A 12334-nucleotide genomic window follows, 5' to 3' on the forward strand; every position below is an offset into this window, starting at 1 on the left:
TCTCCAAAAAGTCTGGCTAATGAATCTTCAACATTGTCATTCGTCATTTGAGTGACACCTCTTGAAAAATCCAACTAAGGCCAAGGGCAGTGTAGGAGGGTTGAGTCTTAAAAGAAAAAACATGTTCTTCTTTTACTGGTAATTTTTCAACCAAAATTTTTGTGGCCTTAGTATATCCAGTGAGAATGCTTTGATTTTCTTGCATTTGAAATATGTATCAATTATCTGATATTTGAAAATAGATTAAGATTTGTGGTATGCCATATTCAAATAAAATTTAACATGAAATTTTATTCATGAGGAGATTCTTCATCTTCTTTCATTAGACTATCCATTATATGACCATGAGATAATTTTTGAAAAACAAATACTGAATCTGCGATCAATATGATTGCAAATGCAAGCCCAATTCCAGATATGATAAATGGTAAAAATGGGATAAATTCAATATCGCCAATATAGGGCTGAATGATTGCAATAAGTATCAAAATAAACCCAACAAAGAAAATATTTCGAAGTAATCGGTGTAATGGTTTCTCCTCTATTATTTTGGTATCAGCAGGGATAAGTTTGGTGGATAAAACATCAGAAATGTTTGTTACAAGTTTTTCAATTTTACCAAGCATTGCAACAACAGGATAAATGATCAACAGCATGCTAATTATTGTTAACAGTATTTCGGGATCTATTGCTAAAGGAATACCAATTTCATTTATCATCATAATCATATCATCATTAAAGTAATCAATTACTGCTAATATTGCAATAACAATAGTCAAATTTACAAAAAATTTTGGCCCATGAGCCTTGAGCATTTTTGTAAATTGGTTGTTATCATCAGGAGTATTCATTAAATTATAAAAAAATCTTCCAACAACATGAATTGGATTCAAAATTCTCATAGGTATTGCACTTGATTTATCTGCTAATGTTGGAAAAATTCGAAGTAGTAGTGGCATACAAAACATTGTTACCAGTGTTACAAGCATAGTTACTGGATATAGTGAATCTCTAACAGCACCACTATCTACAGCCTGTTTTGCCATGATAAATGAGAATTCTCCCCTTGGAACCATCACAGATCCAATTGTAGAGGCACCTGTTACATCATGTCCTCCAATTGATGCTCCAAAGAAATTACCTACAAATTTTCCAACTACTGCCAAAATAGCGATTGGTATTGAAATCAGCACAACTGCAGGAATTGAATTAATATTTACCAACATCCCAATTGATACAAAAAAGATAACACCAAAGAAATCTCTCAGAGGAAGAACTTTCTTTGTGATACTCTCAGAATGCTTTGATGATGCAATAATCATCCCCATGATAAATGCGCCAATTGCAGAACTCTGCCCCAAAAAATGAGCTAATACTGCCAAACCAAATCCTAAAGCAAGTGCAGTGATAAAGGGTCCTTCTGGAATGTTCAATCCATGAATTTTTTCTAATAGTTTAGGAATTAGTTTAATTCCCAATCCTAATGCGATGACAAAAAATGTAAGGCTTTGTAAAATCAAAATCCCGACTCCAGTAAAATCAAGCTCTGCACCAGCTGATGCATTTCCTAAAATTACTAAAAGTAAAACAGCAGCTAGATCCTCAACAATTAAAATTGTAATTACAGTATTGAATTCCTTGGTTTTAACTAATTTCAGATCTCTCATGATTCTCAGAGAAATAGCTGTGCTACTAATTGACAAAATTCCAGCCAGGTAAAGAGACTCTAAATGAGTCCATCCAAAGGAATAAGCCCCAACATATGCTAAGAAGAACATTATTGACAGTTCGGACATTCCCACAATGATTGCCTTTATTCCAGCTTTTCGTAACTTTTGAAGACTAAATTCCAAACCAACCACAAAAAGTAAAATGATAATTCCAAGCTCTGCTAAAAGATTAATCAGCTCAACGTCATCAACTATTCCTAATCCATACGGACCAGCAATCATTCCAATTAAAATAAATCCAATAATTGTTGGAAACTTTATCTTTTTCATAATACCTGCTCCTATCATGCCTCCGCCTAACAACAAGGCAAGCAAAGCAAGAAATTCAGTTACTTCTACACCAGACAATAATTCACTCCGTTATTTTTGAGAAATACTAGCATAAAATGATTCCAGAATCAAAAATGTCATGGTTCAAATTTAATTCAATAAAGTTGAAGGATTGATTTTTTAATAGTTAGAGAATCATGAAATTCGATGTCCGAATACAAATTAGGAATGTGGGATTTGTCTGAATTAGCAAAGAATCCAAAAAGTCCTGCTTTTCAAAAACAAATTCAAGAATTAGAAAAAAAAGCAAAAGAATTTGAAAAAATAAAATCAAAATTGAACCCAAAAATGTCTTCTAAGAAGTTTTTGAATATTTTACATCATGTTGAAGAGATTTCAGAGAAGATGAGTAAAATTGGAGGTTATGCATCATTGTCATATTCTTCAGACACTCAATCAGATGAAGCAACATCCCTGATGACAAGGATGTCAAAATTAGGATCAGATATTTCAAACAAAATTTTGTTCTTTGATTTATGGTGGAAGATTCAAGTAGACGAAAAAAATGCCAAACGACTCATGAATGACGCAGGTGAGCTAAAAGAGTATCTAGCTCATAAGAGATTATTTGCAAAATATGCATTAAGTGAGCCAGAAGAGCGAATTATCAATACTTTAGATGTCACAGGAATTTCTGCACTTGTAAAACTGTATGATAAAATTACAAACGCCTATGAGTACAAAATGAAATTAGGCAACAAAACTAAAAAAATGACAAGAGAAGAACTCACAAATTATGTAAGAAGTACCAATCCAAAGATTCGGGAGACAGCTTACAAAACTATTCTTTCAAAATATGCTGAAAACAAAGGAGTGATAGGAGAGATTTATCAAAATATAGTTCTTAATTGGAAAGATGAAGGTATTGAAATTAGAGGATACAAGACACCCATATCAATGAGAAATATTGGAAATGATGTTGATGATAAAACAATAGAATCACTTCTTTTGGTATGTAAAAGTAATTCATCGGTTTTTCAAAAGTTTTTTGTCCAAAAAGCAAAGATGTTAAAAATGAAAAAGCTAAGAAGATATGATCTTTATGCACCAGCTACTGCAAAAATTAAGGAGAAAAATTACTCATATAATAAATCTGTAAATCTCGTGTTTGAATCGTTAGGTAAATTCAGCAACACACTAGAAGAATTTGCAAGGAAAGTTTTTAATGAAAATCATATTGATTCGTCAATTCGACCAGGAAAAAGAGATGGAGCATTTTGCAGTACACTTACTCCAAAAATTACCCCATATGTTTTAGTAAATTTTACCGGAAAATCAAGAGATGTTTTTACTTTGGCTCATGAGATTGGACATGCAGTACATAGTCAAGCAGCACAAGATAGATCAATACTTGTTCAAGATGCACCATTACCTTTGGCTGAGACAGCCTCTACATTTTCAGAATTACTATTATACGATAATATTTCTGACAAAATTTCTGATGATGAAAAAAAGATCATGTTATCTGAGAAGATAGATGATTTGTATGCAACAATTCTAAGACAATCATTTTTTACAATTTTTGAAATTGATGCACATAAACAGATTGGCAAAGGAACAACAGTAGATGAGATTTCAAAAACATATCTTCAAAACTTGAAAGAACAATTTGGAAATTCAATTAATTTATCAGATGATTTTTCAATTGAATGGAGTTGTATTCCACATTTCTATCATACGCCATTTTATTGCTATGCATACTCTTTTGGGAATTTGCTTGCATTATCACTTTTTCAAAGATATAAAAAAGAAGGCAAAGACTTTGTCCCATCATACATCAACATTCTTGCTGCTGGCGGCTCAAAAAAGCCTGAAAAATTACTCTCAGAGTATGGATTTGATATTAGATCCCCCAAATTCTGGAAAGAGGGTTTTGATTATATAGATACACAGGTTAAAGCACTATCCAAATTGAATTGAATTTTGAATAAATGGGGCTGACAGTCCAACGCAAGGACTGCCAGCTTGTTCCCCGAACGGTTTGAATTCGATGTCATTTTAAAACCAACGATATTCAGATTTAAACCTTTGAAATTATTCTAATTTTTTAGGTTTTATCTTTCTAATAGTGCCTGCCAATATTCCAATTGTGATACCTAACTGATATAGAAAATACAAGAGAACCTCAAATGTACTAGGAGTAAGATCAGTAAATCTACTCAAAGCAGTAAGTATGAGTAAAAGAATACTAAAGAAGAAGATGAATCCTTTTGATACTCCATGAAGATGTGTAAATTTTAGAAGTACAAATGTCATAACAGTAATAGAAATAGCAAGTACAGTCAGAAATCCAGTATTCATTCCAAAAATTAGAAATAAGACAGATGCAATCTCAGACGGATTTGCAGCAGATAAATTGGATAGTTCAATTTTTTCAGGAGATGCAAAACGTGGAACACTAAGAATTGCATTGATTAAAAATAAAACAAACAAAGTAATAGAAACCGTTTTTAGATGATTTTGAAGACGTGGAAATCGTAAAAGAATTGCCCGACCTAAAATAATTCCTTGAAATAAACCAATTCCAAAAGTTCCCAAGACAGATATTATCGAAAAAATAGGATCTTGAAAGATATCAACAAGAAAAGGGATTAAGGCCATTTCAATTATTTAATTATAAAAATGAGAATATTAGTTAGTCGATGCATTGATTAAAAAATCACAAAAGGATGAAATAAGAGTAAATTTAATAATTTCATCTAAATGGGTCTAGCTATGCAAAAAAGTCTATTTGTTATCGGGATGATTGTTTTTGCAAGTATTTCAATTAATTTCGCTTTCTCTCAAGAAATTGGACTATCCACATTTCAAGAAACAGCACAATTTTTTGTAGACAAGAGCATCTCTAAAAACGTAACAGCATCAATTACATTGCAAACAACAAGTATTCAGGAGATGAAAATCCCATCAGAGTTAGAACAAAAAATTAGGGAAAGCGGGAATATTTCAGCAGTGACACTAACCAATCAAAATCAGTGTATTTTAGGCGTGGATAATCAATCATGTATTTTGATAAATGTTAAAAGAAATCCAGAAGATAAAAATTTCTTACAAATACAAAATACAACACTGAGAGTAGCAAATCAGTTTATTGATGATATTAACCAAGTATTTGATACAAATGCCAAATTACATTCTACATTTATTCATAGTAATGATGAGACAAGCATGGCATTAGAAACATCAGGCATTATTTCTGGAAAGGGTACAGTTTCAGCAGTATACACTATGCCTATGGAAGATACATCTTCAATGTATGAAAAAATATCAGCACTTCTGATTCCAAAAGAGATCAGAGAAGACGGTGGGTTTTATGATGTTGCAAGAAATCTCTCAATTAATGAAAATGCAAAAATGACATTTTCCATTATCCCTTCAGAGACCAAATCATTAATGCAATTAAGATTAACTGCAATATACCCAAACACAGCCCCATCCATAACTGAGATTAACCCATTGAAATTTCTAAAAACAGACGAATTAAAGAGATCAAAATATTTTTCATCTGGAAATTATCCCCTAAATTCAATAATTCAAGTGGTGATTTTATCACCTGAAGATACAAAGGTTTCAGATGTTAAAGGGAATATTTTACCAACGCAGATGATTGGAAATGAAATGATTCCTACAGATATTACAAAAGCAGGTTGGGTTTTTGATCCAATGGAAGGACAAAGAATTCAAGGAAAATATATTTTCGGAGATAAATCATCAGTGAGGAGTGAAGAGTTAGTTTTTTCATTGGGTGGAGAACATCTTAAAGTTGATAATACAAAAATAGAATTTGATGAATCAATCGCAGTTGTTACAATAATTACAATAGTTGCAATTGCTGCTGCCTTGTTTTATCTTAAAGGGTATAGAAAATAATCAAAGCAAAAGGACTGCAGCTGCAAAAACAGTTGTCCATTTCCCATCCTTATCTCCTTTAGCTGATTGTGTGATGTTATGTGTGTTATAGATTTGTCCAGAGATTGACCACTGTTGTCTTTTCTCATCCCAGTTTTTATCAACATCAAATGGAATACCTAAAGAAGAGGCCAACATCTGTGCAGCAATATCTTCAGCATATTCACCAGCTTGAGTTTCATTTTGACCAAAGGACTCGTATTCTGAGAGGTATCCATATCGAGCCTTATCTTTTGGTCGTGCAAGTCCAACAGATGCAGCACATACACGATAAGGTTCATTTGTTTGATTCTTAGAGTAGATTGTAAACAGAATTTGCCCAGGTTTTATTTTGGTTAATCCCTCTTTTCTTGAAATCAGTTTTGCATTAGGAGGAAAAATACTAGAAATCAAAACAAGATTAGTACCTGCAATTCCTGCATCTCTTAGAGCATATTCAAAACTTGTTAATCTATCTTCATGAACACCCTTGCCCTTTGTAAGAAAGAGATTTTTTGCAACTAAATCGAGCATTTCTGAATTGATGAATTATAGTTATTATTTATAGTTTAATTTACAAACAGATTCTCACATTTGTTTTAAAAAATCGGCAATTTGTTTACCATGTTTTTCAACATCAATATCACGAAAAATTTTTCTAACAATTCCTTTTTTATCAATAATGAATGTAGAACGTTTGGGCAATCCAACAATATTCAAGCCCGCATACTGTTTACATGTATCTTTGGATGTATCACTTAGATGAAGATATGGAATGTTATAGTCAGTTACAAATTTTGCTTGATCTTCAATGGTATCAATAGATATTGCAAAGAGTTCAGTTTCAGTTGAGACAATATCGCCATATGAAGAAATTACACTTTCTGCCATTTTGAAAACTTTTTTTGAAGGACATCCAAAGAGATGATTTTTAGGATAAAAACAAAGAACCACGTTTTTTTTATCTCTAAAAGAATCCAAAGTTATAGAATCACCATTATTTGCAACTAATGTGAAATTTGGTGCCAATTGGCCTTCTTGCATAACCGTAATTATTTACAGAGTATATAACAACTAACTATCAATTTTTCCAAGTATTTTTAAACAAACATACTAGTCGGTTTTTCTTTTTTTCTTTCTTTTATCAGGGGACTTTTGAGTCTGAGTCAACAGGATAAATGAAAAGAATGCACCTAATCCAAAATTAATCACACCCATAAAAGTAATTATCATAGTCATTGATGGAGGAGCAATTACCAAACCAATAATCATCCCCATTATCCCGGTTGCAAAAAACATCATCATTAGAACCTTAACTCTTGTTGGTTCAATGTATCTCATAACAGGTATCAAAATACGGCATTATTATAAATTGACGGAAATTCGATCAAATTTTTAAAAAAATTGTTTCAGATAAACTCTGGTAACACTTTAAAGCTTGAAAAATTTCATTTTACATCGTGCCAATGTAGCTCAGCCTGGTTAGAGCAGCTGATTTGTAATCAGCAGGTCGTGGGTTCGGATCCCGTCATTGGCTTTTAATTTATTTAAAAACCAAAATTCTCAAAGATATGGCAATACGAATAAGTATACAGAAACTGGGAATATCTTAAATGAGTTCAGATGATGTAGATTTTTCTTCCCCTAGCAAAAATACAGTATCAGTAAAAAAATCAACTTTTAATGGATTGATTATTGCAGTAATTATAGCAGTTGCAATAGCCGCATTTTTTGCAGGATCCTACTCAAGTATTAATTCTAACCAAATTTCTGAAGAAAAATTAGATGAAGCCTTGGCAAAGCTTGAACTCAAAATGTTACAAAAACAATTACCATCAGAACAACCAAAACTACCAGTAAAAATTTCAATGGATAATGATCCCATTATTGGAGATCCTGATGCCCCAATTACAATAATAGAATTTTCTGATTTTCAGTGTCCATTTTGTGCTAGATTCCACATTCAGACACTTCCCTTAATTTTACAAGAGTACATCGATCAAGGCAAAGTCAAACTAGTCTTCAGAGATTTTCCAATTCAAAGCATTCATCCTAATGCTTTGCCTGCAGCAGTTGCAGCAGAATGTGCAAATGAGCAAGGACAATTCAGAGCAATGCATGACATGTTATTTGATAATCAAAATGAGTGGAATGATCAAGAAACAGTAATTGCAGTTTCTATTTTTAGCCAATATGCTACTGCAATTCAGTTAGATCAAGAAAAATTTGATTCCTGTCTATCAAGTGGAAAATACATTGACGAGATAATAAAGGATCTTGATGATGGGAGAGATTATGGAGTTACAGGCACACCAGGATTCTTTGTAGGAAATGACAAGTTAGGATATGTAGAGTTGAAAGGAGCTCAGCCATTTGATAGTTTCAAAAAAATTATTGATGTGCAACTAGATGCATAAAAAATAACAAGCGTTTATTAGACCTAAGCCGGGTCTCAAAATATCGGAATAATGACGAGTAGGCAATGAGCTTTTTCGTCATTGCTAAAGAGAAGTAAATAAAATGACAAAATTTCAAGAATTAGGATTAAACGAAAATATACTGAAAGGGATTGCTGATCAAGGATTTGAGGAAGCATTTCCAATCCAAGAGGCTGTAATTCCAGTATTACTTTCAGGAAGAGATGTTGTAGGACAAGCACATACAGGTTCAGGAAAAACTGCCGCATTTGCATTATCAATGTTACAAGAGATCAAACCAAAAAATGGAATTCAAGGATTGATCATGGCACCAACTAGAGAGCTTGCAATGCAGATTTCCGAAGAGATTAAGAAATTTGGAAAATATACCGGAATCAAGGTTGCAACTGTCTATGGAGGTCAAGGAATGGGTCTGCAGTTAGATATGCTAGACAGAGGAGTAGAGATTGTAGTTGCAACTCCAGGTAGATTAATAGATCATCTCAAGCGTGGTTCAATTGAATTACGAGACATTACTCATATTGTTCTTGATGAAGCAGACACCATGTTAGATATGGGATTTATTGACGATATTCAGTTCATTTTAGATCTTGCACCAGAAGACAGAACAATGTCACTGTTTTCAGCTACAATGCCAACAGAGATTCTAAGACTATCAGAAGAATATCTAAACAATCCAAAGCAATTCCTACTTGATGCTGATGATTTAAGTGGAGAGGGAATTGATCAATCATACTTAGTCATTAAAGACAGAGACAAATTCAAGTATCTAATTGATTTTATCAAGCCAGTCAAAGGTCAATGCATTGTCTTTTGTTCAACCAAATACAGAACCAGAGATGTTGCAAAATTCCTACATCAAGAGAAATTTGATGCAGTAGCAATTGAAGGAGATATGTCGCAACACAGAAGAGAACAATCAATGGGAAAATTCCGCAGTGGTAAAGCAGACATTTTAGTTGCAACAGATGTGGCATCAAGAGGAATTGATGTTCCAAGAGTAGAATTGGTGATTAATTATGATGTTCCAAACGTGGAAATGGCTTATTTTCACAGAATTGGCAGAACTGCTCGTGCAGGTGCCAAGGGAAAAGCAATTACATTTGTATCATATTCATCAGTTGGAGACTGGAATCTAATCAAGCGACAAATCAAAGTTCCACTTAGAGATTTGAATGAGGAAATGGGAATTCAAATTTCAATACCAGATCCTCTAAAGAGACAAACGCCTTCAAGAAGATATGGAGGTCAATCAAGATCCAACTATTCAAGAGGGGGACGTTCTGGAGGATATGGAAGATCTGATAGAGGTAGCAATCCAAGAGATAACAGAGGTCCACGAAAAAGATACAATGACAAAGACAATAGAAATAGCTACGGTGGACGTAGTAGATGGTAAAACAACTGCAAAACTTAAAGGCCTGAACTTCTAAATTATAATCAGGATTAGCAAATGCATAGAGGATTTATTTTATTGAATTGTGATCTGGGGGCTGAAGAATACATTGTTGACGAATTAAAACAAATGCAAGACATTAGCAATGCATACCTTACCTTTGGAGCATATGATGTAATTGCAGAAATTCAAACAGAAAACCAAGAAGCCTTTGAGAAAGCAATTGGGATGATTAGGAAACTATCCAGAGTAGTAAGTACAATGACTCTAAATGTAATAAATCCCGAATAATTGTTATAGGAGTAAATTAGGAAATTTTTCAAATTGCAAAAAATAGATTATGAAGGGACAGTTTGGGTACTAAATAATAACAACCCTCAACCTCTTCTTGATCATGCTCTTCATATGATTGAGAGACACGGGGTAAATCCAGATGATATTGTAATTACAGATGTTCCAAAAGTAAAAGTTGGCTCCATAGTTGTAGAAATTTGGCCATATGAATTAGTTATTGCCAGGGTAAGATCTGTACGTAATGAGTCATTTATCAGCGGTTCAGAATTCACCATAGAATTAAAGTTAGATGAAAATGGAAATTATGTAGATTATCTTTGAAAAAAAAGACTATTCAAAATATAACAATAGCAGCAATAGCAATTTTGATTGTAAGCTTGATTATAGGATATAATTATTCTGTAGATCAAACTAAACAAAAAGGACTTCAATTTGGAATAGAGTTAGAACAAATCCAAAATGACATAAAAGATCTTCAAACAAAATTCTATTCAGAAAAAACAAGATGGGAAGAAGGAGACATTTCTAAGGAAGAATTATTAGAATTTTATGATGAACATCTAGATAAATTCAAAGATATCATTTTGCGATATGACCATCTTAACCCACCTGAACTCTTCAAGAGTTCAGTAGAACTATTGAAATTATCATCACAAACTCAGCTTGAAAGTGATTCACAGTACATAGAGTGGATTAAAACCGGTGATGAGTTGGCAAAGGTAAGATCAGATACACAGTTTCAGGAAGCATTAGAATATGAAATGCTAGGACTAGTTGAATTTTATTCAGCCAAAACAGGAATAAAGAGTTTTGATGAACCAGAAAAGTTTGAAGCACCACAAACAGGATTGATACAAAAGGTAATTCAAATTTCAGAAAATATGAAAAAAGAATGTGATAGTCAATACAAAAACGAGTTGGGTGAATTTGATTCTGATAATATAGAAGTAGAGTGGTTTAATTGTGTCAATGAGGCTCAAAAATGGAAGATTGAGCATATGCCTTAAATTCTAAAAATATAAAATCACAACATAAACTTCTTTAAAGAATAGAACACTAAAGAGGTATGAAATGGATTTCCATTTTTTCCTTACTTTTTGTTTCAACAATTCCAGTTGCTTTTGGTGATGCATATATTGAAAATGATCAACAATACATAGGCGATGATGGGACATTTCATATTGTGGGTGAAATTATAAACAACCTACAAGCCCCGCTAAACCAAATTAGTATACATGCAACATTATTTGATAAAGATGGTCAGATTATAGAGAGTAAAAAAACAAGTTCACTTGTAAACACCATAATGCCGGGAATGAAAGGGCCATTTGATCTAATATTGACCAATCATAATGCAAAAAAAGTAAAATCATATTCTTTGGATTTGGACTATAATGTCAGTCCACCTAAAAATCAAGTAATTGGAATTTCAGAATCAAAATTATCAATGGATAATTTCAATAATTTGATGATAACTGGAACTGTTTCTAATAAAGGAGAAACAACTGCAAATATGATATCAGTTATTGCAACAATGTATGACAAAGATGGCAAAGTTGTTTCTGTAAACAGAGTAAATCCTGAGCCCGATTATCTACGTTCTCAGGATAACGCATTTTTTCTAGTATCAATTCCAGACAAGATTCAAACCAATAAGATCACAGAATACTCTTTGGTTGCAGAATCTGAAGAATATGCTGCAGTACCTGAATTTCCCATTGGAACTGCTGTGGTACTTATCCTAACACTATCAGCATATATTGGAATTACAAAATTCTCTGGAAGAATTATGATAAATCTGATTTCTGCAACAAATCTAAAATAGGAAAAATTTCTTCTAGTAATTGATTTTTTTCTAGCGGAGTAGGTTTTGAAAATTTAACTGGAAATGTAATGGTTAGCATATCTTGATCAGTGTGAGAAATTCTAATTGAATGAAATGCAGGGTTAAATGTAGACAAAAACTGCTTCCATTTTTGCAAATGAGTATTAACTCTAATCACATTTCTTTCAATTTCTGAGAGTTCAGTTTCTAAATCAGTATCAAATAAACCAAATTTAACTAATGGTACCATTATAACCCCACCTAGAACTTTATCATGGTTTTTCACCATAGATTCAATAATATCTTCAGTTTTTTCTTTTGGAAAAATATCACCATAATCAGGATCAAAATACCCTGCAACTAATTTTTTTTCATCCAATATTCTAAAATAACCATCATCAAATTCTAATTTCCACAACATCTTGAAAATAAT

At 32.6% G+C, this 12334-nt stretch carries 14 protein-coding genes and 1 tRNA gene; 9 read left to right on the plus strand and 6 right to left on the minus strand.

The window, feature by feature from the left end; genetic code table 11:
* Positions 1-290: 290 nt before the first annotated feature.
* The gene (locus tag K5790_RS04780) at positions 291-2078 is read right to left on the minus strand and encodes a cation:proton antiporter (protein ID WP_297592834.1); all 1788 of its coding nucleotides are present in this window, start codon (positions 2076-2078) and stop codon (positions 291-293) included.
* 129 nt (positions 2079-2207) lie between these two features.
* On the opposite strand from K5790_RS04780, the gene K5790_RS04785 reads away from it, so the two are divergent.
* Positions 2208-3980: a M3 family oligoendopeptidase gene (locus K5790_RS04785; RefSeq protein ID WP_297592836.1), complete on the plus strand. Its 1773-nt coding sequence runs from the start codon at positions 2208-2210 to the stop codon at positions 3978-3980.
* 114 nt (positions 3981-4094) lie between these two features.
* Here K5790_RS04785 and K5790_RS04790 read toward each other — a convergent pair whose 3' ends face one another.
* Positions 4095-4661: a hypothetical protein gene (locus tag K5790_RS04790; RefSeq protein WP_297592838.1), complete on the minus strand. Its 567-nt coding sequence runs from the start codon at positions 4659-4661 to the stop codon at positions 4095-4097.
* A gap of 114 nt (positions 4662-4775) precedes the next feature.
* On the opposite strand from K5790_RS04790, the gene K5790_RS04795 reads away from it, so the two are divergent.
* The gene (locus tag K5790_RS04795; protein ID WP_297592840.1) at positions 4776-5930 is read left to right on the plus strand and encodes a hypothetical protein; all 1155 of its coding nucleotides are present in this window, start codon (positions 4776-4778) and stop codon (positions 5928-5930) included.
* On the opposite strand, the gene K5790_RS04800 is transcribed toward K5790_RS04795, so the two are convergent.
* From K5790_RS04800 to K5790_RS04810, 3 genes are all read right to left on the minus strand, one after another.
* On the minus strand, positions 5931-6482 hold the full coding sequence (locus tag K5790_RS04800; RefSeq protein WP_297592842.1) for a pyruvoyl-dependent arginine decarboxylase: 552 nt from the start codon (positions 6480-6482) through the stop codon (positions 5931-5933).
* 54 nt (positions 6483-6536) lie between these two features.
* A complete protein-coding gene (locus tag K5790_RS04805) occupies positions 6537-6992 on the minus strand; it encodes a redoxin domain-containing protein (RefSeq protein ID WP_297592844.1) in 456 nt (151 codons plus the stop codon).
* Between the two features lie 69 nt (positions 6993-7061).
* Positions 7062-7289 (minus strand): hypothetical protein, encoded by a 228-nt coding sequence (locus K5790_RS04810; protein ID WP_297592846.1) that lies wholly within the window; start codon positions 7287-7289, stop codon positions 7062-7064.
* 121 nt (positions 7290-7410) lie between these two features.
* Between K5790_RS04810 and K5790_RS04815 the strand changes: the two genes are divergently transcribed.
* The 7 genes from K5790_RS04815 (at position 7411) to K5790_RS04845 (ending at position 11901) form a co-directional block, all read left to right on the plus strand.
* Positions 7411-7485: transfer RNA gene (locus K5790_RS04815), tRNA-Thr, on the plus strand.
* A gap of 76 nt (positions 7486-7561) precedes the next feature.
* Positions 7562-8365, plus strand: a complete 804-nt coding sequence (locus K5790_RS04820) for a DsbA family protein (RefSeq protein WP_297592848.1) — start codon at positions 7562-7564, stop codon at positions 8363-8365.
* Positions 8366-8468: 103 nt separating this feature from the next.
* A complete protein-coding gene (locus K5790_RS04825) occupies positions 8469-9785 on the plus strand; it encodes a DEAD/DEAH box helicase (protein WP_297592850.1) in 1317 nt (438 codons plus the stop codon).
* A gap of 54 nt (positions 9786-9839) precedes the next feature.
* Positions 9840-10073: an Lrp/AsnC ligand binding domain-containing protein gene (locus K5790_RS04830; protein ID WP_367182844.1), complete on the plus strand. Its 234-nt coding sequence runs from the start codon at positions 9840-9842 to the stop codon at positions 10071-10073.
* 33 nt (positions 10074-10106) lie between these two features.
* Positions 10107-10397 (plus strand): hypothetical protein, encoded by a 291-nt coding sequence (locus K5790_RS04835; RefSeq protein WP_297592854.1) that lies wholly within the window; start codon positions 10107-10109, stop codon positions 10395-10397.
* On the plus strand, positions 10394-11083 hold the full coding sequence (locus K5790_RS04840) for a hypothetical protein (RefSeq protein WP_297592856.1): 690 nt from the start codon (positions 10394-10396) through the stop codon (positions 11081-11083). The genes K5790_RS04835 and K5790_RS04840 overlap by 4 nt, the downstream gene beginning before the upstream one ends.
* Before the next feature lie 59 nt (positions 11084-11142).
* Positions 11143-11901, plus strand: a complete 759-nt coding sequence (locus tag K5790_RS04845; protein ID WP_297592858.1) for an FxLYD domain-containing protein — start codon at positions 11143-11145, stop codon at positions 11899-11901.
* On the opposite strand, the gene K5790_RS04850 is transcribed toward K5790_RS04845, so the two are convergent.
* Positions 11864-12322, minus strand: a complete 459-nt coding sequence (locus K5790_RS04850) for a hypothetical protein (protein ID WP_297592859.1) — start codon at positions 12320-12322, stop codon at positions 11864-11866. The two genes, K5790_RS04845 and K5790_RS04850, sit on opposite strands and share 38 nt — an antisense overlap.
* Between the last annotated feature and the right edge of the window lie 12 nt (positions 12323-12334).

It is taken from the genome of Nitrosopumilus sp. (assembly GCF_025698945.1).
Taxonomy (GTDB): domain Archaea; phylum Thermoproteota; class Nitrososphaeria; order Nitrososphaerales; family Nitrosopumilaceae; genus Nitrosopumilus.

What these genes read in the sequence shown, in the direction of transcription:
- K5790_RS04790 (WP_297592838.1), bottom strand. Translation starts at nt 4,661, where the DNA reads ATGGCCTTAATCCCTTTTCTTGTTGATATCTTTCAAGATCCTATTTTT.
- K5790_RS04810 (WP_297592846.1), bottom strand. Translation starts at nt 7,289, where the DNA reads ATGAGATACATTGAACCAACAAGAGTTAAGGTTCTAATGATGATGTTT.
- K5790_RS04805 (WP_297592844.1), bottom strand. Translation starts at nt 6,992, where the DNA reads ATGCAAGAAGGCCAATTGGCACCAAATTTCACATTAGTTGCAAATAAT.
- K5790_RS04845 (WP_297592858.1), top strand. Translation starts at nt 11,143, where the DNA reads ATGAAATGGATTTCCATTTTTTCCTTACTTTTTGTTTCAACAATTCCA.
- K5790_RS04825 (WP_297592850.1), top strand. Translation starts at nt 8,469, where the DNA reads ATGACAAAATTTCAAGAATTAGGATTAAACGAAAATATACTGAAAGGG.
- K5790_RS04785 (WP_297592836.1), top strand. Translation starts at nt 2,208, where the DNA reads ATGTCCGAATACAAATTAGGAATGTGGGATTTGTCTGAATTAGCAAAG.
- K5790_RS04800 (WP_297592842.1), bottom strand. Translation starts at nt 6,482, where the DNA reads ATGCTCGATTTAGTTGCAAAAAATCTCTTTCTTACAAAGGGCAAGGGT.
- K5790_RS04830 (WP_367182844.1), top strand. Translation starts at nt 9,840, where the DNA reads ATGCATAGAGGATTTATTTTATTGAATTGTGATCTGGGGGCTGAAGAA.
- K5790_RS04850 (WP_297592859.1), bottom strand. Translation starts at nt 12,322, where the DNA reads ATGTTGTGGAAATTAGAATTTGATGATGGTTATTTTAGAATATTGGAT.
- K5790_RS04795 (WP_297592840.1), top strand. Translation starts at nt 4,776, where the DNA reads ATGCAAAAAAGTCTATTTGTTATCGGGATGATTGTTTTTGCAAGTATT.
- K5790_RS04820 (WP_297592848.1), top strand. Translation starts at nt 7,562, where the DNA reads ATGAGTTCAGATGATGTAGATTTTTCTTCCCCTAGCAAAAATACAGTA.